Origin of the sequence: Lysinibacillus sp. Bpr_S20 (assembly GCF_023337835.1) — a bacterium.
Classification (GTDB): Bacteria; Bacillota; Bacilli; order Bacillales_A; family Planococcaceae; genus Lysinibacillus.
Window position 1 is genome coordinate 82969 of the sequence record NZ_JALNLQ010000003.1, and the last position, 22353, is coordinate 105321.

General features: G+C 37.9%; 19 protein-coding genes. 4 read left to right on the plus strand and 15 right to left on the minus strand.

Annotation, left to right across the window (positions count from 1 at the left end; translation table 11 throughout):
- The first annotated feature begins 96 nt into the window (after positions 1-96).
- Positions 97-510 carry a methyltransferase family protein gene (locus MWJ95_RS08240; RefSeq protein WP_249105553.1) on the plus strand — a complete coding sequence of 138 codons (414 nt, stop codon included), beginning with the start codon at positions 97-99 and terminating at the stop codon, positions 508-510.
- A 240-nt stretch (positions 511-750) separates the two neighbouring features.
- Here the strand turns inward: MWJ95_RS08240 and MWJ95_RS08245 are convergent, their stop codons facing one another.
- The 13 genes from MWJ95_RS08245 to MWJ95_RS08305 all read right to left on the minus strand — a co-directional run bounded on the left by MWJ95_RS08245 (position 751) and on the right by MWJ95_RS08305 (position 18831).
- Entirely contained in the window at positions 751-2601 is a 1851-nt protein-coding gene (locus MWJ95_RS08245; RefSeq protein WP_249104995.1) for a dynamin family protein, read from the minus strand.
- Positions 2602-2822: 221 nt separating this feature from the next.
- On the minus strand, positions 2823-3704 hold the full coding sequence (gene rbsK / locus MWJ95_RS08250; RefSeq protein ID WP_249073829.1) for a ribokinase: 882 nt from the start codon (positions 3702-3704) through the stop codon (positions 2823-2825).
- 278 nt (positions 3705-3982) lie between these two features.
- Positions 3983-5194, minus strand: a complete 1212-nt coding sequence (locus tag MWJ95_RS08255; protein WP_249073827.1) for an MFS transporter — start codon at positions 5192-5194, stop codon at positions 3983-3985.
- A gap of 371 nt (positions 5195-5565) precedes the next feature.
- Entirely contained in the window at positions 5566-6156 is a 591-nt protein-coding gene (gene leuD, locus MWJ95_RS08260) for a 3-isopropylmalate dehydratase small subunit (RefSeq protein ID WP_249073825.1), read from the minus strand.
- Positions 6157-6186: 30 nt separating this feature from the next.
- Positions 6187-7596 (minus strand): 3-isopropylmalate dehydratase large subunit, encoded by a 1410-nt coding sequence (gene leuC / locus MWJ95_RS08265; RefSeq protein WP_249073822.1) that lies wholly within the window; start codon positions 7594-7596, stop codon positions 6187-6189.
- Positions 7597-7612: 16 nt separating this feature from the next.
- Complete coding sequence (leuB, locus tag MWJ95_RS08270) at positions 7613-8713, minus strand: 3-isopropylmalate dehydrogenase (protein WP_249073821.1); 1101 nt, start codon at positions 8711-8713, stop codon at positions 7613-7615.
- A 155-nt stretch (positions 8714-8868) separates the two neighbouring features.
- Entirely contained in the window at positions 8869-10407 is a 1539-nt protein-coding gene (locus MWJ95_RS08275; RefSeq protein WP_249104998.1) for a 2-isopropylmalate synthase, read from the minus strand.
- On the minus strand, positions 10394-11428 hold the full coding sequence (gene ilvC / locus MWJ95_RS08280) for a ketol-acid reductoisomerase (RefSeq protein WP_100543809.1): 1035 nt from the start codon (positions 11426-11428) through the stop codon (positions 10394-10396). The genes MWJ95_RS08275 and ilvC overlap by 14 nt, the downstream gene beginning before the upstream one ends.
- A 96-nt stretch (positions 11429-11524) precedes the next feature.
- Positions 11525-12040, minus strand: a complete 516-nt coding sequence (ilvN, locus tag MWJ95_RS08285) for an acetolactate synthase small subunit (protein ID WP_049664470.1) — start codon at positions 12038-12040, stop codon at positions 11525-11527.
- A complete protein-coding gene (gene ilvB / locus MWJ95_RS08290) occupies positions 12037-13803 on the minus strand; it encodes a biosynthetic-type acetolactate synthase large subunit (protein ID WP_249073819.1) in 1767 nt (588 codons plus the stop codon). Before ilvB ends, ilvN begins: the two co-directional genes overlap by 4 nt.
- A 529-nt stretch (positions 13804-14332) precedes the next feature.
- On the minus strand, positions 14333-16003 hold the full coding sequence (gene ilvD, locus MWJ95_RS08295) for a dihydroxy-acid dehydratase (RefSeq protein WP_249073818.1): 1671 nt from the start codon (positions 16001-16003) through the stop codon (positions 14333-14335).
- Positions 16004-16345: 342 nt separating this feature from the next.
- Positions 16346-17668: a D-arabinono-1,4-lactone oxidase gene (locus tag MWJ95_RS08300; RefSeq protein WP_249073817.1), complete on the minus strand. Its 1323-nt coding sequence runs from the start codon at positions 17666-17668 to the stop codon at positions 16346-16348.
- Entirely contained in the window at positions 17656-18831 is a 1176-nt protein-coding gene (locus MWJ95_RS08305; protein WP_249073816.1) for an amino acid deaminase/aldolase, read from the minus strand. The genes MWJ95_RS08300 and MWJ95_RS08305 overlap by 13 nt, the downstream gene beginning before the upstream one ends.
- A 387-nt stretch (positions 18832-19218) precedes the next feature.
- Here MWJ95_RS08305 and MWJ95_RS08310 point away from each other — a divergent pair, with 387 nt between their 5' ends.
- Both MWJ95_RS08310 and MWJ95_RS08315 read left to right on the plus strand, forming a co-directional pair.
- Entirely contained in the window at positions 19219-19764 is a 546-nt protein-coding gene (locus MWJ95_RS08310) for a cysteine hydrolase family protein (RefSeq protein ID WP_249073815.1), read from the plus strand.
- A 214-nt stretch (positions 19765-19978) separates the two neighbouring features.
- Positions 19979-20236: a GlsB/YeaQ/YmgE family stress response membrane protein gene (locus tag MWJ95_RS08315; protein WP_079562065.1), complete on the plus strand. Its 258-nt coding sequence runs from the start codon at positions 19979-19981 to the stop codon at positions 20234-20236.
- Positions 20237-20372: 136 nt separating this feature from the next.
- Here MWJ95_RS08315 and MWJ95_RS08320 read toward each other — a convergent pair whose 3' ends face one another.
- Entirely contained in the window at positions 20373-21068 is a 696-nt protein-coding gene (locus MWJ95_RS08320) for a lytic transglycosylase domain-containing protein (protein ID WP_249073814.1), read from the minus strand.
- Positions 21069-21236: 168 nt separating this feature from the next.
- On the opposite strand from MWJ95_RS08320, the gene mscL reads away from it, so the two are divergent.
- Entirely contained in the window at positions 21237-21626 is a 390-nt protein-coding gene (gene mscL, locus MWJ95_RS08325; RefSeq protein ID WP_249073813.1) for a large conductance mechanosensitive channel protein MscL, read from the plus strand.
- Positions 21627-21708: 82 nt separating this feature from the next.
- Here the strand turns inward: mscL and MWJ95_RS08330 are convergent, their stop codons facing one another.
- Positions 21709-22119 (minus strand): DUF4304 domain-containing protein, encoded by a 411-nt coding sequence (locus tag MWJ95_RS08330; RefSeq protein ID WP_349294140.1) that lies wholly within the window; start codon positions 22117-22119, stop codon positions 21709-21711.
- Between the last annotated feature and the right edge of the window lie 234 nt (positions 22120-22353).

Genomic DNA, 22353 nt, shown 5'->3' on the forward strand with positions numbered 1-22353 from the left:
CTTTACTTATTATTAGAATTTTATAGAAGTTCACCTGTTAGAGAAGAAATACAAAATCGTGGTTCCAGTTTTTTTATCGGGCTAGTTTTAGCCTTGATGATAACCATTCCAGAGATCATGTATTTCTTTACAATAAAAAAGACGAATGATGCATGGCCGCTTTTTGGTGTTGTTGTCGAGCTAATCGGTGTATGGATAAGGTTTTCTTCAATGAAAATATTAGGGAGATTTTACAGTAGAAATGTCGGAATGCAGGGGGATCATCAGTTAATTCAAAACGGTCTTTATAAATATATTCGCCATCCTGGATATCTGGGGACTTTTTTAACCTTTTTAGGATTTGCGATTTCATCATCTTCGTTCATTGCCATCATCTTAAATATCATTTTATTTTTCCTTGAGTATTCGTATCGTATAAAAATTGAAGAGAGAATTCTTGTTATACTGTTTGGTGAACAATATAAACAATATCAGTCCAAAACTTGGCGAATCATTCCATTTTTATACTAGAGATGATCGGAGAAAGTTCAAAAAAGATATTTGGTCTTTACGTTAGCGTCGTACCTAAATAATTATTGTGAAAAACTGTACATAATGTAGGCATTCGTTAAATTTCAATCGCGAACTATGAAAACAACAAGGCAGAATTTAATCTACATGTTTTGTCGATTAAATCTGCCTCTAAATGTCCTAAGGCGGATGCCAACGAATCAGCTTTGTACTTGCACAAATTGAGGCAAGATTGATCGTCTATGCTTCATATTGAATATCCAATTTTTTTGGAATTTCTGGTATATCGTTTGATTTCACATCTATTTCTGCTAAAGCTAACGTATGTAATGGATATTTTTTCTGAACATCAAAAGGAATCGCACTACTTTCCATTTTATTGTTCATCTGACTACGTGCAAGTAGACCATTATTCGTCAGGTCAATGCTTATGATACTGTTAATCGTTTCTTTTAGCATTTCAATATCTTTTTCTTTCAGCGGCATTTGTTCGTCCATAAAAAATGGTTGAATATTGTCTTTAATATAGCCCTGCGCCTCAACTAAACAAGAAAATTCGTTTAATTTATTTGCGTATAACTTTAATTGGCGCTTTTCTTTTAAACGTTGTTGATTTAGCTCATGGACTTTTTGCTCAATACGTACCAATCGATTTTTCGTTAACTCCATAAGATAGTTTTGTGTCGAATGAATGGACTGAAGCATTATTGCCTCTGCTTCTTGTACTTTCTCAAATTGTGCAATACAAACAACTTGCTGCTCATTTAACTTGTTCACACGTTCCTTGAAAAATCCATTTTGTGTATGCTGACCAAAGATAGCCTTCATAAGTCCTTTTCCATGAATTTTTTTATGTTGAGCGTCCAATCGATCATACTCACGCATATATTCGCTATGCATATTACGATACTCTCGTAACATCTGTTGATAAAAAACGGCCTTTTCTGTAAAACTTTCCACAATTTCATCCTGCATATAATCATTTTGTGAAATAGTTTGTAAAAGTTGATATAATGTTTGAACATTTTTAAATACATTGGCAGCCTGCTCGTATTCTTGTTCATATTCAGTCACAATTGCTAAATCACGTTGATAGCGTGAAAATTCGTATTGTGAATCGCCTGTATACTTTTCAATGTTCTCAACTGCAGATTGGAATGGATCTCTTTGTGGAATAACAGTTAATTCGAAGCGGAATCGTTCGAGCCACTGCAAGAAGCGAATTAAAATGCCATACGTTTTCTTATCACTATTTTCTGCAACTCGATGAATTTCAGCTATTAATTGCTCATACTGACTTTTTTGCCAAAGTTCATCACTATTAGACTGTTTAGCTTCAATCGCTTCTCTAGCTGATATAGCTACAAAATCACTGATTAAATGTCCGAAACGCTCTCTCTCAGCTTTGATAAACTCCTTTGTATTGTCATTTGAATCAATGGCATTGATGACACACAGAGGTTCAACACCTTTGTTTTTTAGCGTTTCCATTAATAATATTTCAGGATAAATAGCCATCGAACCGGAGCGTAATACCCAAAAAATTTCATCAACACGATTCATTAATGCTTCTGGGAAGTAGGCCATTTCTCCTCCCCCGGCTTCCAATGAAACAGAATCAATAATTGTCACTGATTTTAATAAATCATTTTTCAAATATACTTCTAGGTAATCTAAATGTTCTCGAAGTATTTGAGATGCAAAAGTATCGCTAGTTGTCAATAATTCTAGCTTGCTCATATCGAAAATTGCTACAACACCATCCAAAAAATACGCCTTTATTTCTTCATGTTCACCGTATCGCAAAAATGTATTTACCCCTGTTGGATGCTGATCACTAATAGGTAAAACTTGACGGCCTAACAATCCATTCACAAGTGTTGTTTTTCCAACACGCTCTTTCCCAACAATTAGAATCATCGTTTCATTGTTAGCATCTTGAATGATACGATTTAAGTGTTTGGCTGTATCTTTCACATATGTATTTTGCAAAATAATGCCATGTAATTGTCGCAAATGATCAACAAGCTGTGGCAAAATATTATTCGCTGAGGCTGTAAATTCGGTCGGCACATTATCAATATTTGTCATCCTCGAAACCTCTTTTCGTATGTATCTAAAGTTATTATAAATGAAAATATTCCCTTATTAATACATAGTACTAAGAATTAACGACAAAAAAGGATAATATACTCAAATAACATCGCCATAAATAGGTAATAACTCTTATGCATTTCACCAAACTACCGCAGATAATATTACTCATTCAGACTAAAAGAAATAATATTTTTGTAAAGTGAGTTGTGTTCCCATTATTCTTCAACACCAGTCAAACGTGCATAAACTGCTCCAAGATTTGGCATTCCACCTTGCGCACCGAATTTCTCCACTGATAATGAAGCAGCTATATTTGCAAAATATACTGCCTGATCCAATGATTGTCCTTCTACTAAAGCATAAGCTAATGCACCGTTAAACGTATCGCCTGCACCTGTTGTATCTACTGCTTTCGTCATATAGCCCGGTACATGAATAGGATATTCACCATCAAAATAGCGTGCACCATCACTACCTAGCGTAATAATCATTTTATTAGGATATTTTTCTACTACTCGCTCAATATCTTCACCAAAAATTTCGGCACACTCCGTTTCATTTGGTGTGATATAAGTAATATCCTCCATCCATTGCACATCGAAATTAGCTGCTGGAGCTGGATTTAATAAAACAGGGACATTGGCTTCTTTACAAAGTTTTATTGCATAAGCGGTCGTTTCCTTTGGGATTTCTAACTGCATAATGACCAACTGGCTTTTTTGAATAATTTCTTTCGCTGCCTCTAAATGTGCAGGCCTTAATTCATAATTTGCCCCAGGCACTACTATGATGCGGTTATCGTTATTGTAGATTAAAATATTAGCAATCCCAGTAGGTGCCGATACACTCGAAATAGCTTCAGTTTGAACATTCTCTTGCTGTAAAACCTTGCGCAATGTTTCACCAAAACTATCGGATCCCACACACCCTATCATTGCAACTTCACTACCAAGACGTGCCGCAGCAATGGCCTGATTAGCCCCTTTCCCTCCTGGAATTGTTTGAAACTCTTTCCCGAGTATAGTTTCTCCCTGCTTTGGAAAAGTCCCCATTTGTACAACTAAATCCATATTTATGCTTCCTATAACTGTAATCATTTTATGACCTACCTTCCATCTTATTTTTCCATTTTAACTGAGAAAACAATAGAAAGACAGGTCATTTACATTTGAAAATTATGGAGTAACGCGAGCGTTTTTAATTTTCAATTAAAGTTTTCCTAACAATCCTTTCCTTGACTCCAATTCAATTTTTCTATCACAATCTTCACAGGAAAATTTCCCCTCCATATTTTGTTTATACAGTCTATATTTCTTTGACCCTTCTACCACTTCAAATGTTTTTTTACAAAAAATACAATGAACTGAATAGCTAATCATACTTTTTCCTCCTTTAAACCAATATTGTTTTTTGGGGAATATAGAACAAAATACAGTGAAACTGAGAATAAAATACTAATAATACCGAAAATCATTGCAGTCATTTGAAGCGTAAATAGTTCTGCAAACAGACCCAATAATAACGTAAAGGAAATTTGTAATATATTTTGAAATATAGTAGAAAAACTACCAAATCTCCCCATTATGTCAGTCGGTACATATTGCTGATAAAACGTTTCATAACCAGAATTACTAAATGCCATAAAAAAGCCTAGAAAAACTAAACTTACAAAAGCCAAAATACTCGATGTCGAAGCATAAAAAGCTGTGTAAAACAGCATTGTCAGGAACAAACCAAAGGCTATATATGATCGAGTGGACGATTTTTTGGCGAAACTTGCAGCAACCATTCCACCTATAATTGCTCCGGCTCCTGCACTACTCACAAAGGTTCCGTATAAGCTATCGGATAAAGCTAAATCTTGTTTTATAAATGTTGTTTCTTGAGAATCTAGGGCAAATGCAATCATTAACGTACTTTGAAACAGTAAATAAATCGTAATAAATAATGAATTTTGTCGAATGAAAGCTAGTACTGCTAGGTAATCACTTTTTAATAGTTGCCAGGTAATTCGTTGTTGTGAAGTTTCTTCCACGTTATCTACATCTGGTAAAAAGTAAATGATCATAGCACAAATAAAAAATGTAAAGCTATTGAACCAAATCGTCACTGTCGTATTAAAAAGCATGATGAATAATCCTGCTAATGCTGGACCTAGTAAAAACGAGCCTGAATTGAACGTGCCAAGTATTGCGTTAAAACGTTGTCTATCTTCTGAGGGAACAAATTTTGTAATATAAAATGTACTACTAGGTCCAAAGAAACTACTCGCTATATTCGCTAAAAATAACAGCGTATAAATAAGCCAAATAGATTCCATAAACGGCATACAAAAAACAATAAACCCTCGTATAATATCCGCTGTCATCATCAACTTGCGTTTATTCATACGATCAATGAACGAACCAGCTACCAAACTTGTTAAAACTCTTGCAATTGGTCCGACAATAAAAATTCCAGCCATCGCTGCAGGCGATTGTGTTAAATGCCATATAAATAAATTTAGCGCTACAAGGTAAATCCAGTCCCCTAATTTAGAAAAACCTAAGCCCCCAATTAATAAGCTGTATTTTCGAAGGTTTGCCAAGATCGTTCCGCCCCTTATATTTAGTAAGAGCTCACTTCCACTTTTTTCGATAAATATAGAACATTCCCATTATTTATCATATCTCTGTTTACATATTATCAAAATATTGCCTCAATTCGTTATGTTTTTTAAAAAATAATCAACAAATCACAATATCTAATGCTATATTTTTATTATGTAAAGTGGTAAGGACTAATCATTCACCAAGTCAATGAGTTTTTTTCACTACCTGGTCATTTCTACTCTAGCCCCAGCAGTTCTTTCTACTTCCTGATCATTTCCCACTCTAACCCGAACAACCCTTTCTTTATGCAATAAAAAAACTGAAGACAACAAATTTGTCTTCAGTCAAAAGTAAATCCCTTGATCCATTAATATGCAACACGTTCTGCTTCGTAAGCAGCAATTTGTTCTTCGTATTTAAAGGTTAAAGCAATTTCATCCCAACCATTTAGCAATGTTTCCTTATAGTAAGGATCGATGCTGAAATTATACACTGTACCATCTTCACCCGTTACTGTTTGTGCTTCGAGATTGACTTCCATCGTGTACGGATTTTCTAAGCCTTTCGCTAAAATTTCATCACACTCTGCTTCAGTTAGTTTGATGGGTAGGATCCCATTTTTGAAGCAGTTATTATGGAAAATATCTGCGAATGATGGTGCAATGACTACATTGAAGCCATAATCTAAGATTGCCCACGGTGCATGTTCACGTGAAGAACCACAGCCGAAGTTATCTTGAGCTACTAAAATTTTGGAATCTTTAAATTCAGGTTTGTTTAAGACAAAATCCTTTATCTCATTGCCATCCGCATCGAAGCGCCAATGATAAAACAAAAACTGGCCAAACCCTGTACGTTCAATACGCTTTAAAAACTCTTTCGAAATAATTTGGTCTGTATCGACATTTTTACGATCAAGTGGTGTTATCACACTATTTACGATATTAATTGGTTCCATATGCAATCATCCCTTCAGTGTAAATGGCAATTACACAGTTTCCTTTACGAATTCTCGAACATCCACAAAGTGACCAGCAATTGCTGCCGCTGCTGCCATTGGCGGTGATACTAAGTGTGTACGAGAACCAGCTCCTTGGCGTCCTTCGAAGTTACGGTTTGATGTTGATGCACAGCGTTCGCCCGCTGGTACTACATCATCATTCATTGCTAGACACATTGAGCAACCTGTTTCACGCCATTCAAAGCCGGCATCTGTAAAGATTTTATCTAATCCTTCTGCTTCTGCTTGTTGTTTCGTCGAATATGATCCTGGTACAACGATCGCTGTTACATTTTCATTGACCTTACGCCCTTTAATAACATCTGCAGCTGCACGTAAATCACTGATACGAGAATTTGTGCAAGAACCGATAAATACGTGTTGAATATCGATTGAAGTTAATGGTTGACCTTCCTCTAAGCCCATGTAGGCAAGTGCTTTGCGAAGGGCAGCTTTATCTGACTCATCCTCATAATCTGCCTGTGTTGGAACATGACTTGAAACACCTGAACCCATTGACGGATTCGTTCCCCAAGTGATGATTGGTTCAATTTCTTCTGCTTGAATTATTCGAACCGTATCATAAGTTGCATCTTCATCCGATGCTAAGCTTAACCAATACTCTGCTGCTTCTTCAAACTTTTCTCCTTGTGGTGCATGTTTGCGTCCGCGAATATAGTCAACAGTCGTTTGGTCAGGCGAAATTAGACCTGCTTTTGCCCCTGCTTCAATCGACATGTTGCATATTGTCATCCGTTCTTCCATAGAAAGCTTGTGGATAGCCTCTCCAGTGAATTCCACAATATGTCCTGTACCGACACTGATACCAAATTTCGAAATAATCGCTAAAATAATATCTTTTGCAGCTACACCTACCGGAAGCTCACCTTCTACACGAATTTCCATCGTTTTCGGCTTATTTTGCCACAGCGTTTGTGTTGACAATACATGTTCTACCTCAGATGTCCCAATACCGAAGGCAATCGCTCCAAACGCACCATGTGTAGACGTATGGGAGTCACCACAGACAATTGTTTTACCAGGCTGAGTTAAACCTAGCTCTGGCCCAATTACATGTACAATTCCTTGGTCAGGATGCCCCATTCCCGCAAGCTCAACCCCAAATTCTTCAGCGTTTTTAGCTAACGTTTCAATTTGGTTACGTGCGATTGGATCATGAATCGTTGGAAGATTTTTGGTAGGTACGTTATGATCCATCGTCGCAAAGCTTAAATCTGGGCGACGTACTTGACGCCCGTTCATTCGTAGACCTTCAAAGGCTTGCGGAGACGTTACCTCATGAATTAAATGGAGATCAATATATAACAGGTCCGGTTTGCCCTCTTCCTGATAAACAACGTGTTTATCCCAAATCTTTTCAATTATATTTTTACCCATTATCTTCACCTATTTCTTAAATGTATGTTGTCATAATACTTTCTGAAACAAAGCTTGTATCAATCTCATTAATGATTTTATCTGTCCATTCATTCGTCGATAGTATACGACTGCCATCACGTGCTAAATCTGCTGTGAAGTAACCATCATCAAATACCGCACTTACAGCACGTTCTATTTCTGCAGCCTCTTCTTTTAAGCCAAATGAGTATTGTAGCATCATGGCAACTGACAGGATTGTTGCCGCTGGATTAGCAACACCTTGCCCTGCAATTTCTGGTGCTGAGCCATGTACTGGTTCATATAGACCAAAATTATCACCGCGGATAGACGCAGATGGTAATACACCTAAAGAGCCTGTAATAACAGATGCTTCATCACTTAAAATATCTCCAAACATATTTTCTGTAACGACTACATCATAATGACTAGGATTTGTAATTAATTTCATAGCAACTGAGTCTACTAAATTGTGTTCCACTTGCACATCTGGATATTCTTTTTTCTTCGCTTCTACAACTTCTCGCCATAAACGACTTGTTTCTAGAACATTTGCTTTATCAACAGAGCATAATTTGCCTCCACGTAAACGTGCTAATTCAAAGGCATTTTCAACAATACGTTCAACTTCTGCAATTGAGTAAACAGTTGTATCAATCGCGCCATTCTCAGTACGCATACGTGGTTCCCCGAAGTATACGCCGCCTGTTAATTCACGTACAATCATTAAATCGACGTTTTCGGCTACTTCACGCTTTAATGGTGAAGCATCTAGTAAACTCGGGAACGCCTTTACTGGACGTAGATTTGCGAATAGGTCGAAGTGTTTGCGAATACGTAATAATCCTTTTTCTGGACGTAATTCAGGCGGATTATTATCCCATTTCGGACCACCAACAGCTCCAAGTAAAACTGCGTCACTATTTTCACACATCTCTATTGTTTCATCTGGTAGTGGATTATTGTGTTGGTCGATGGCAGCGCCTCCGATTGTTGCATAACCTAAATGGAATGTATGGTTGAATCGCTTACCAATAACCTGTAATACACGTACAGCAGAAGCAACAACCTCTGGTCCGATTCCGTCACCAGGAAGTACTGTAATTTTTTTCTCCATCGTCAAAACACCTTTCTTTGTATAACGTAAAATTACGCTATTTTAGTAAGACTCTCACCTATAGGAATAGGTGAGGTCATCAATATTACGACTTGACATCATTGCGTTTGGAATGTTCTAGCAAAATCTGTGACATGTACAGAACCGAAGATCCATTAACTTACAGGCTGTGCACGAAGGCTTGCTTGAATCAAATGACGATTGATGGCATTTAAATAAGCCTTTGCAGATGCTTCTAAAACATCCTGAGATGAGTTTCGTCCGGTTGTTGAAATACCGTCATATCGAATATTAATAACGGCTTCACCTAGTGCATCTCTTCCTTTACCAACAGACTTCACTCGATAATCGATTACATGGATGTCTCCTTGTACAAGTTGTTCAAGCGTATTGAAAATGGCTTCCACCGAGCCAGAACCTGTTGCCACAACGGTCTTCTCAAGACCTTCTGGTGTTAAAACAATCGCGGTAGCTGTTGGTATATTCTCTGTACCATATTGCACCTGTACCATCTTTAGTTCGTAGAGTGGCACATCTTCTAATTGAACTTGCTGCTCTGTCAGAAGAGTTAGCAAATCTTCTTCTGTAATTTCTTTTTTACGATCTGCAAGCTTTTTAAATTCAGTAAAAGCTTTATTTAATTTTTCATCCGAAAGGTTGAAGCCCATTGTTTCTGCTCGGTCACGGAATGCTGCGCGTCCTGAGTGTTTACCTAGAACGAGTGGCACATCCCCTTCACCAATAAGGGCAGGTGTAATAATCTCATACGTTTCAGGATTTTTTAACACACCATCTTGGTGAATACCTGATTCGTGTGCAAATGCATTTTTACCAACAATAGCTTTATTCGGCTGAATAACTACATTTGTAAGCTTACTTACTAATTGAGATGTACGCTTAATTTCTTGTAAATGAATACCTGTTTCTACAGGATATATATCTTTACGGATATGAAGGGCCACTGCGATTTCTTCAAGCGCAACATTTCCTGCTCGCTCCCCGATACCGTTAATCGTCCCTTCTACTTGTGAGGCACCATTTTCTATGGCAGCAATTGTATTAGCGGTTGCCATCCCTAAATCATCATGGCAATGTGCAGAGAATTTTACCTTGTCAGCACCTTTTACGTTTTCAAGTAGGAATTTAAATAATGCACCATATTCTTGTGGCGATGCATATCCTACTGTGTCAGGTACATTAATGGTTGTTGCACCTGCCGCAACAACATCATTCATAATACGTACTAAAAATTCACGATCTGAGCGGAATGCATCCTCTGCAGACCATTGTACAAGTGGAAAGAATTTTTTTGCATATTTGACGGCTTCCACCGCTTGTTCTACCACTTGATCAGGTGACTTTTTCAGCTTGTATTCCATATGAATTGGGGAAGTTGCTAGGAAAATATGAATATGTGGCTGTTCGGCCACTTTAATCGCTTCCCACGTTGTATCGATATCCGTTTGTACACAGCGGGCTAAGCCTGTTACGATTGAGTTTTTGACTGTTCCTGCAATACGATTTACCGCCTCAAAGTCACCGGGTGACGAAGCAGGAAAACCTGCTTCAATAATTGTCACTCCTAGGCGCTCTAGTTGCTTGGCGATTTCAATCTTCTCTGCTGTGTTAAGATTAATACCAGCAGATTGTTCGCCATCGCGAAGGGTTGTATCGAAAATATCAATTTTTCGCACTTGCAGCCACTTCTCTTACAACTTTTTCTTTACCTTCGTTGATGAATGGCATCATAGCACGTAATTTAGCACCAACTTCTTCGATTTGATGGTTTGCACCAGCTTCTTTGAATTTTGTATATTCTGGACGTCCGTTTTCGTTTTCTTGAATCCAACGGCGAGCAAATGTACCATCTTGAATATCAGTTAATACATCTTTCATACGTGCTTTAACTGAGTCATCGATGATGCGTGGTCCTGCAACATAGTCACCCCACTCAGCTGTATCTGATACTGAATAACGCATTGTTGCCATACCACCTTCAAACATTAGGTCAACAATTAATTTAAGTTCGTGAAGTGTTTCAAAGTATGCTAACTCTGGTTGGTAGCCTGCTTCCACTAAAGTTTCAAAACCTGCTCTTACTAATTGTGTAGCACCGCCACAAAGTACAGCTTGCTCACCGAATAAATCCGTTTCCGTTTCTTCTTTAAATGTTGTTTCAAGTAAACCACCACGAGCTGCACCGATTCCTTTACCGTAAGCAAGCGCTAAATCTTTTGCTTGACCAGTTGCATCTTGATGAATTGCGAATAATCCTGGTACACCAGCACCCTCTTGGAATTGACGACGAACTAAATGTCCTGGACCTTTCGGAGCAACTAGGAATACGTCCACATCTGCTGGTGGTGTAATTTGACCGAAATGAATATTGAAGCCGTGTGCAAACATAAGTGCTTTACCTGCTTCAAGATGAGGAGCAATTTCCGCCTCATAAACAGCTTTTTGACGCTCATCTGGAAGTAAAATTTGGATAACATCTGCTTCTTGTGCTGCTTCTGCAACAGTTTTTACATCTATTCCATCCGCTTTTGCGGCATCGAATGATCCGCCTGGGCGAACTCCTACTACTACATCGAAACCTGATTCTTTAAGGTTTAATGCATGTGCGTGACCTTGTGAACCATAACCGATGATTGCGATTTTTTTCCCCTTTAATACTTCCTCGTTGATGTTTTGTTCATAGTACATAGTAGCCATAATTTGTTTCCTCCTAATATTGGGTTTGTTTTTTTACTTCAAATGCACGTAAGCCCTAAGAGCTATGCATCCAAAGCTGTCAATTTTATATGCAAACTATTTTAAAATAGAGAGCTGCGTATTTGAGATTTTTTGCGTTTCACGAACAGATGCCGTAGCCCCCGTACGCGTTAATTCTTTAATACCATAAGGTCGAATTAGTTCAATAAAGGCATCGATCTTATCTGGATCTCCTACTACTTGATAGGTGACAACGTTTTTCGCTGTATCAATAATTTGTGGACGGAATGGTTCAACAATTGAATTCATTTCCAGTCGTAGGTTTGGTGGTGAAATGACCTTCACAAGTGCTAACTCACGTAGCACGATTGATTTATCTGTAATGTCATTGACCTTTAACACATCAATTTGTTTTGATAATTGTTTCACAAGCTGTTCAATTTTCCGCTCATCCTCAACGTTTACAACAAAAGTCATTTTCGAAAAGTTTGGCTGTTCTGTATGGCCAACTGTGATTGATTCAATATTAAATTGACGCTTCATCAGTAAGCCTGTTACACGGTTTAAGACACCGCTTTGGTTAATCACTGTTACGGTAATTACTCGTTTCAATTCTCTTTCACCCCAATCATTTCTTGTAAGCCTTTGCCTGGTGCCACCATTGGGTAAACACATTGAAGCTGTTTAACACGACAATCAATTAACACTGGTTCATCAGAAAGTAGTGCCTCACGGAAAATACTTTCCGCTTCATCGATTGTGTTAATTCGATAGCCCTTGAGGCCATATGCATCAGCTAATTTAACAAAATCCGGTTGGATCGGCATAAGTGAAGATGAATAACGCTCCTCATAAAATGTTTCTTGCCATTGGCGTACCATTCCTAAACAGCTATTATTTAAAATCACCACTTTTACCGGTAAGTTGAACTCTTGTAGTATCGAAAGTTCTTGCGCAGTCATTTGGAATCCTGCATCACCTACAATAGAAACAACTTTTTTGTCTGGTTTCGCAAACTGGGCGCCAATTGCAGCTGGGAAGCCGAAGCCCATCGTACCAAGTCCACCAGACGTTACCCATCCATGATCATTGTTTAAACGGTAATATTGCGCAGCCCACATTTGATGCTGACCAACATCTGTCGTGACAATTGCGTCACCTTCCGTAATTTTATGCACAAGCTCTAAAGCTTCCTGAGGTAAAATTTCTTTGTCCCCAGGTTCTTTGCTGTACCATAATGGATATTCCTTTGCATGATTATTCAAAAATGCTAGCCATTCTGTTGTCTCTGGACCCTCGAAGTCTTTTTTCAATAATGCTTTTAATGCTTCTTTGGCATCTGCAACGATTGGAATATCTGTCGGAACATTTTTTCCAATTTCCGCTGGATCAATATCGATGTGTATAATTGTTGCATTTGGAGCAAATGTTGCTAAATTACCTGTTAAACGGTCATCAAAGCGAGCTCCGATATTCAATAATAAATCAGATTTCGAAATCGCTATGTTTGCTGTTGCAGTTCCATGCATTCCTGCCATACCGATGAAGAGTTCATGCTCCCCATGGATTGAACCAAGCCCTAGCAACGTGTTTGCTACTGGAATTCGGTATTTTTCAGCGAATGTTGTTAACTCTTCTTTAGCATCCGCAAAGAGTACACCAGCCCCTGCTAAAATGACTGGATTTTTGGCCAATGAAATCGCCTGAATGGCTTTTTGAATCTGTAAATAATTCGGTTTGTATGTTGGTTGATAACCTGGTAAATATATTTCATCCGGGGCCTGCGGTGGATTCTCTACATCGAATAACATTTGAGAAACGTTTTTCGGGAAATCCACTACTACAGGGCCTTTTCGACCAGTACTTGCAATATGGAAAGCTTCTTTAACAATACGAGGGATATCATTAACATCCTGCACCTGATAATTGTGCTTTGTAATTGGTGTCGTAATTCCCATAATGTCGGCTTCTTGGAAAGCATCTGTACCGATGACAGCTGTTGAAACTTGACCTGTAAATACAACTAACGGGATGGAATCAATCATCGCATCAGCAATACCCGTTACTAAGTTTGTTGCCCCAGGACCACTTGTTGCTATTACAACACCAGGTTTATTGGAAACACGTGCATAACCTTCCGCTGCATGGATTGCACCTTGTTCATGTCGAGTTAAAATATGACGAATCGGGTTTTTATACATTGCATCATAGATTGGTAGCACCGCTCCACCAGGGTAACCAAAAATAATTTCAACACCTTGTTCATGCAGTGCTTGCACTAATACGTCAGCACCATCTTTCGCTTGATAGGTTTGTTCAGCTTTTGCTGTTGTTGCTAATTCTTCTTTCTCATTAATAGAAACATTCGTACTCATCAAATATGCCTCCTTCTTATCCTTCCATTTCACTTCGGTAATGCACACCAGTGAAGTGTTTAACGTTGAAAAAAATAAAAAGCCTTTTTCTCCACACGCAAAGAATTACCTTACGTAGGGATGAAAAAGACTTTCCATGGTACCACCCTTTTTTATAGCAAATAATTGCTACCTCGTGAATAAACATAAGCATTTAAGCACCAATGCGAAATCCCTCGCATCCAATACGGTGTCAAAAATTATTTATTCATTAATAACGAGCACTTTCGATTATGCCCGGAGCTATCTAATGGCGAACACGCGTTTAATAGCCCACTCAGAGGGGATGTCGGATCTAGTTGTATCGCCGGCTTCCAGCACGACCGGCTCTCTGGTAAATACAAGGCTCTAGAACCTTTAACCTCATCAACGCTTTATCTTTATCAATTGTGCCTTGGCATAATTGCGTCTGGAATCGGCTTTGTGCTTGCACAAAGAACTCCTTTCCGATTCCATGACATCCGCCGGAGGCTTTAACTTCTGAAAGAAGTTAAATTTTCATAACGCCACCTGTAGAAGCGTTTGTTACTAATTTTGAATATCTTGCTAGCCATCCGCGCTTAATTTTCGGTTCAAATACCGGTAGTTTTGCACGACGTTCAGCGAATACTTCATCTGAAACTTCTAAATTAATAGTACGATTTGGTAGATCAATTGTGATAATGTCACCGTTCTCTACTAAAGCAATTGGACCACCTTCTGCTGCCTCTGGTGAAATATGTCCGATTGAAATACCACGAGATGCACCTGAGAAGCGTCCATCTGTAATTAACGCAACCTTTGTACCAAGACCTCGACCTTGAATCGCAGAAGTTGGAGCAAGCATTTCAGGCATCCCTGGGCCACCTTTAGGTCCTTCATAGCGAATGACGACTACATGGCCCTCTTTAACCGTCCCGTTATCAATATTCTCCTGCGCTGCCTCTTGTGAATCAAAGACGATTGCTTCGCCTCTGAATACTTTAATAGAAGGGTCTACAGCTCCTACTTTAATAACAGAACCATCTGGTGCGATGTTGCCAAATAACACCGATAAACCACCAACTGGGCTATACGGATTGTCTTTTGTACGAATAACTTTATCATCTGTAATTTGATAATCCTTCACAAGCTCACCCATTGTCACCCCTGCAACTGTTGGTCGATCAGGGTGAATTGCACCTGGAATAGATGTTAATTCATTAATAATGGCACTAACGCCACCTGCTTTATTAATATCATCCATTGAAATATCTGAAGCAGGCATTATTTTCGCTAGATATGGAACACGCTCTGCAACTTTATTAATATCTTCAATGTTATAATCAATTTCAGCTTCATTGGCGATTGCTAATGTATGGAGGACAGTATTTGTCGAACCACCCATCGCCATATCAAGTGCAAATGCATCATCAATTGCTTCTTTAGTAATAATGTCACGAGGTTTGATATCCTCTTTAATCATTCGGACTAATTGTTTCGCTGCTTCTTTAATGAGCTTATGACGCTCTTCAGAAGTAGCTACAATTGTGCCATTACCAGGTAAAGCTACTCCGAGCATTTCCATTAAGCAGTTCATAGAGTTGGCAGTAAACATACCTGAACATGAACCACATGTTGGGCATGCATTGTTTTCAATATCTAAAAGCTCTTCAGCAGACATGTTGCCAGATTTATGAGCTCCTACACCTTCAAAAACGGAAGTTAATGAAAGTTGCTTGCCTGTAGCAGAAGTACCAGCCTCCATAGGACCACCAGATACGAAAATTGACGGTACATTAGTACGAACTGCTGCCATTAACATTCCCGGTGTAATTTTGTCACAGTTAGGAATGTAGAATACACCATCGAACCAGTGTGCATTAATAACTGTTTCCGCAGAGTCTGCGATAATTTCACGACTCGGTAAAGAGTAACGCATACCAATGTGCCCCATTGCAATACCATCATCTACACCGATTGTATTAAATTCGAATGGAATACCACCCGCTTCTACAATGGCCTCTTTGACAACATCAGCAAATGTACGTAAATGAACGTGACCTGGTATAATGTCGATATAAGAATTACAAACCCCAATAAATGGCTTGCCTAAATCTTTCGCTTTTACTTTGCCTGTTGCATATAAAAGACTTCGATGTGGCGCACGATCTACGCCTACTTTAATCATGTCACTTCTCATTTTAAACGCCCCTCATTTATTGCTCTGTTCGTTGCTATATACGAAATGTTCTGTCTATTTCGTTTTTGCGTATATTAATCTTTTAAAAGATTACTAACTACTTTAACGAACGTGTTAAATTGTTGTTATCATAGTACGAAAAAAAGGTCTAGTCAACAGTATTTTTCGAATTGTTTGAACAATTTAAATAATATACAAAATTTGAAATCGTTTTCATGCTGATTAAGTATCACTTTTTTCTCGCTTTAGGGAATATTTTGACATTTCGTTCAAATTTTAATTTTTTCAATACTCTATTAACGACATTTCCAAATACTTCAAAAATATGTGCATGTTATGTCCTTACAATGTAAATAATTTTCTTAAGTACCCTGTCAAAAACACATGATCAGGATCGTTTTGATTGCGAATCGCTAAAAATTTTTTGATATCCGGGTATAGCTCATATACATAGTTAGCAGTTAAATGACTTAGTTTACCCCAATGCGGTCGTCCTTTATATTTCTTCATCATCGTATGAACCCATTCAAAATAAGGCTCTTCCTGCATTCCCTTATACATATGAAAGGCAATAAATGCTGATTCTTGTCCTTGTGTAGGACTTAAAAAACCCGCTTCACCTGCTGCTGTCCGACATTCTAACGGAAAATGCACATTAAACATACCACTTTTAAAAGTTGCGTGGATTTCCTCCATACATGCCTCAAATTGTGTTAATGGAATAGCATATTCACTTTCTTGGAACTTTACGCTACGCGGGGACGGAAAAATTTCGTAGCTTATCCCCTTTTTCTCACCCTCGACTACATTAGCTGCTGCTAATTTGCTCATAGCGCCACTTAACGCCGGCCTCCATTTACAAAGTTCGGACATTGCAAAAAAAGCGCCGTTCTCTACTATTTGCAGTTTCAATGTTTCCATTCTCTTACTCCAACTACTTTGAAAAACAGGCGCTATGGCGTTCATACGTTTCACTTGAATTGTTTCACTACTAGGGAAATAAAACCATTCAACATGTCGATTTTGTCGAATATCTTCAGCAAATATCGACAGTCCATTTTCTAAAGTGTCCCTTGTGCTTACATAATGTAAGCTATACAGTGGGATCACCTTAATTGTTACTTTTACAAGTACACCCAGCAAACCTAGTGAAACATGCAAAGCTTCAGATAAATCATCCGCTCCCCTCTTATGTTCCCTATAAGTACCTGTACCATCTACAAAAGCCCACCTAGTTACAGCTGATGATAACGAACCGAGTGTTACACCTGTTCCATGGGTCCCCGTTGATACTGCTCCAGCAATCGTTTGCTCTTGAATATCTCCCATATTTATAAGGGCAAAGCCATGCTGCGCAAGTAATGGACCAATTTCATATAAATACGTTCCAGCCCAAAGTGTCGCCTCTTGTTTCTCCTCATTCACTGCTATGAGCCCACGCATATTATGTAAAGAAAGTGCTATATGCTCAGGCATTGCCACAGCGCTAAAGGAGTGAGCTGCACCCGTAACACGAATCGTTTTTCCTAATTCACGTGCATGCTTCACGATATTTGTCACCTCTTCAATAGACTGAGGTAAATACATCTCAGATGGATAAGAGATGACATTGCCAGCCCAGTTTGTCCACTTCTCACCATTTTTCCACTTATCTATAGAAAACATTGTCCATCCCCCCTATAGGTTTTATAAGCTCCTACATACTTGTCCCCTCTAATTCCATGTAGTTCCTGAAATCTTTCACAAAGTTCACCAGCCTTCGCATGTCGAAAATAAAGCGTGTCTCCTATCTTAACTTTTTTACGCTTTATCTTAACGGGTGTTTGAACTTCTCCTGCCCCTTCCAAACTAAGATATGAGAAAAAGGTCGGCTCATAGAATACCGGTAAACGATCAGCACTAATTGCCCCTGATGCTAGATAACCACCACCATGACAAACAACAATATTTTTTTCTGGCTTTCTTGTTACACTTAAAGCAAATCCAGCTGCCTTTTCCAGCTGTAAATGCGTAAATTGATCAAACAAAGCTGGTGCATAAAATGCAGAGCCAACCGTAATTTCTGATACTTCCTTTTGTTGCGCCGTGTATGCCATACTTCCAGAACCACCACCATTCACGAAGTGCAAGTTTGGAAAATACGCTTTTATATGGGCAATTGCTAATCTACGAAACTGGGTAACTTGCTTTTTAGCTTGCAATTGCATTACTTCAATAAGTTTCCCTTTAACAGCATTGTCTGGACGGTTACCAACTCCTGCAATTTGAGCCTCATAGCCCATCGCTCCAACTACCTCAATAAATGCTTGATTTTTAATATATTCGAGGAATGGTGTTAATGACTCAAGTGATTGAAGCGAAGAGCGTTTTGTACCAAAATAAAGTAACTTAAAATCATTGGATACATTTATATCAATACATACCTGCACACGAACACCTAACTCTTGCCCTAACTCCGCTAAAAATTTAACATGCTCCCGCTTATCCACCATAAAAGTGACGGTTTTCCCTGCCTTTACAAATTGTAGTAAATGGCGAACAGCAGCTTCTTCCATCACTGGATACCCTAACAGTAAATTATCAAAATGTTGTTGCAGTAAAAAAATTGTCTCCGCCGCTGTAAACGTCATAAATCCCGTCACATTATGTAGATTTTTTTGTAAATAGCGTAATATATCCACAGAACGGACTGATTTCGTAGCAATACGAATATTTTTTTCTCCACACATGTTGTGTACGGTTGAAATATTATGATCCAGTGCATCAAAGTCCAACCAAGCAAACGGATGCTCTAGTTCATGAAACGCTCGATCAAATCTAGTGGTCATGCAATCACTCCTATGTTTTTTTATCAAAAGACAATAAAAAACAACCGTGGACATGTAATCAAATTTGCCTTCACGGTTGTTTTTAATAATGGACAAGCATTTAACTCACCTTTCTATTTTTTTAAGAGATTACGAGGAGAATATGAAATCCGCTGCTAAATTTAACAATACTAGCAGATGTAAGCCTGCAATAAGTAATCCTTGGCGATTTAAACGTTTCATAGCTGTCATATTCATATAGACCACTCTCCTTTTTTTCACATTATACTCTCAGAAAAATCAATTTTCAAACTATTCGTAATATTAAATTTGAATCATTTTTCTGACAAACAGGCCCAAATATGGCATGATAAAGGTGAGATTATACCTATTAGGAGAGTGAAAAGGTTGAAAAAGGCTTTATTAGTAATTGATTATACGTATGATTTTGTTGCTTCTGATGGAAAACTAACTTGTGGTGAGCCCGGTCAAATGTTGGATAAAAAAATCTCATCCTTAATTCAAAAATTTATTGCTGAAAATGAATTTGTTGTTTTTGCGAATGATCTACATGAGGAAGATGACCCGTTCCATCCTGAAACAAAGCTTTTTCCTCCGCATAATATTCGCGGTACGGAAGGACGTCATTTATATGGGCAAGTTGGTGAAATGTATAATCTTCACAAAGATAAAGTTTTGTGGCTCGATAAAACTCGCTATAGCGCATTTGCCGGAACCAATTTATCGATTTTATTGAATGAGCGAGGTATCAAAGAAATTCATTTAGTTGGAGTTTGTACTGATATTTGTATTTTACATACAGCAGTTGATGCTTATAATTTGAGCATTTCAACAGTTGTTTATGCGGATGGTGTTGCAAGTTTTGATGCTGCAGGTCATGAATGGGCATTACGTCACTTTGAGCACACATTAGGTGCAACTGTTATTAAGTAATCCATTTCGCGTTTGTGTAATTGTAGATTCTTCCCTAAAGAAAACACTAACAGATGTTTTTTGCACAAAAATGAGGTATCAGCATAAACTAAATAATGATAAAACCTTTTTATGAATTTGTAATAATTACTAAGAAGCTAGACGCGTAATATACTGCTTTCAGGGCATAACTAAGTAATCGCCATTATGTCTTAATTTTAAGGAGATGAAAAAAATGATTAGCTTCATTTGGTATTTAATCATCGGCGGAGTTTTAGGTTGGTTAGCTGGCGTGATTTTAGGTAAAGATGTACCTGGCGGCATCATAGGAAATATTGTTGCCGGGGTTGTCGGTTCGTGGATCGGTAGTATGGTTCTTGGCAACTGGGGTTGGCGAGTTAGTAATTTTTACGTATTCCCAGCATTAATTGGTGCTGTCGTGCTGATCTTCATCGTAAGCCTTATTTTAAAAGGTATGCGTAAAGCAACCTAAATATGTAAAAAAGAGCCATCATTTTTGATGGCTCTTTACTTGTTCAAAAATAATTGCGGGGCGCGCCTGATCCCTAAGGAGTTGCCCAGCCTCCACTCCAATCAACTAAATATGTATTTTCTGGCATTTCACCATTTTACTTTTCTTTATATAGGACCGCTTCCTTTAGTTCATCATGATAGTCATTATATAAATTGAAATAATGTAACACTTTTTGAACATATTCGTCACTGTGATTGTACTTAAAAACAGCTTGCTTTATATGACCATCTGCTGCTCCATTTTTCGATAAATAATTCGCTGCACTAAATATAGCGTCCTCCATATCATATGGATCTGCTATGCCGTCTCCATTAGCATCTATGCCATATCCACCATATTTTTTAATGGTTTCAGGATTCATTAATTCAACCTTCGATATATCCCCTTTTCCTAACCCTGAGCAAGATGGATGTTTCCAGCCGACAAATGTACAAGGCATAAATTGCATCGGTCCTTCTGCTCCAGCAGATGAAACGAGAGATTTCATGGAGGAGAATCGTGTTTCAATTCGATGATGAGCGGCAAGCAAAGTCCAAGGCACACCATATTTCTCTTCCGCTGCTACATAGATAGGAATATATTGCTCAGGAATTTCCATATCGAAATTTTGTTGAATTTCTTCTAACACTTTTTGTTGCGCTAATTTTTCGAATATCGGTAATGTTTGTAGTTCCTTCCACGCAAAAAAAGCAAAAACACACACAGTTATCGCTATTGGTATTAATAAAGCTATCATGCCTATTTGAGCGGAAGGCGATAGCATCGGTTTTTTCTTCTGTTTTTTCGCCATATGTCACACCTAATCTTTTTTTCTAATTCCATATTACCAAAATTTCCGATTTTATAGCAGACTTTTCAGTATATAATTTCCACTACTTAAATAGTTGAAAAAGAGGAGAAAAATATAGTAAAATATAATTCGATTATTTTATCTGGATAATAATAGGAGGAATTTGTTTTGTGGAAAGACTTTAAAGAGTTTGCTATGAAAGGCAATATTGTCGATTTAGCAGTAGCAGTAGTAATTGGTGGTGCTTTCGGTAAAATTGTTTCTTCCTTAGTTGAAAATATCATTATGCCATTAGTCGGTATTTTAACTGGTGGTATTGATTTAACAAAAAGCTTTGTTTATGGTTCGGGTGATGCATCAATCCAGCTAGGTGTATTTTTACAGTCGATTATTGACTTTTTAATAATTGCTTTTGCAATTTTCATGGCATTACGAATTATGACAAAGTTAACTCGTAAAAAAGAAGAGGCTGTTGTAGAAGAACCAGCACCAGAATTGGATGCTAAAGAAGAGCTTCTAAAAGAAATTCGAGATTTATTAAAAAAAGAACAAGCTTAAAAAGAATCTGTCTAATTACCACTACTTGAGGTAATAGACAGATTCTTTTTAGCTCTGTTAAATTTTAATGTTGAGTAAAACATTAAGAGTTCCTATTTCTAAGGAACTTCCAAAATAAAGATGATCTTAATCGAGAAGAAATCCAATATGTATCAGATGTTTTAAGTTGATTCAGTACCCTTACTGCAACTTTAGAATAGTCTTCTTCAGATTCAGCTTTTTCATAATTAAACCATATCCCGTCCTCTTCTAAAGATTTAGCTCCTAACTTAAAACGCTTATTTATATGAAGAGCGTTTACTTTATTAAGTGGGATTTTTTCACCCCAATACATTGTAGTTCCATCTTCCGGGCAAGATGCTAATTCAACAACTAACGAGCCTCCCCATTTGTTGAATTGAAACGTAATCAAGTCTATATTATTTTCGTTGCATCTTCTAAAATGCGGGAATGATCCCTTGAATCCTTGTTCTCTTAGTACTGGTATTACGATATTCTTGTGCTACGCCCTGCACGTGATTGAGGAAGGAGTCTTCTTGTGGAAAACCGATAAAGACACTTCCTTGAGCATTCCTGTTCCACCTATTACTAGCCAATGTTTCAACATATTTTTCCACCTCCCATATTTCCTACTATTCCTAGATGATTTAATTTAAATAATCTCTCTAATTTTCTGAAATTATCTTGTTCTTCTTTAGTATACATGTTAAATTGGTAACAATTATTG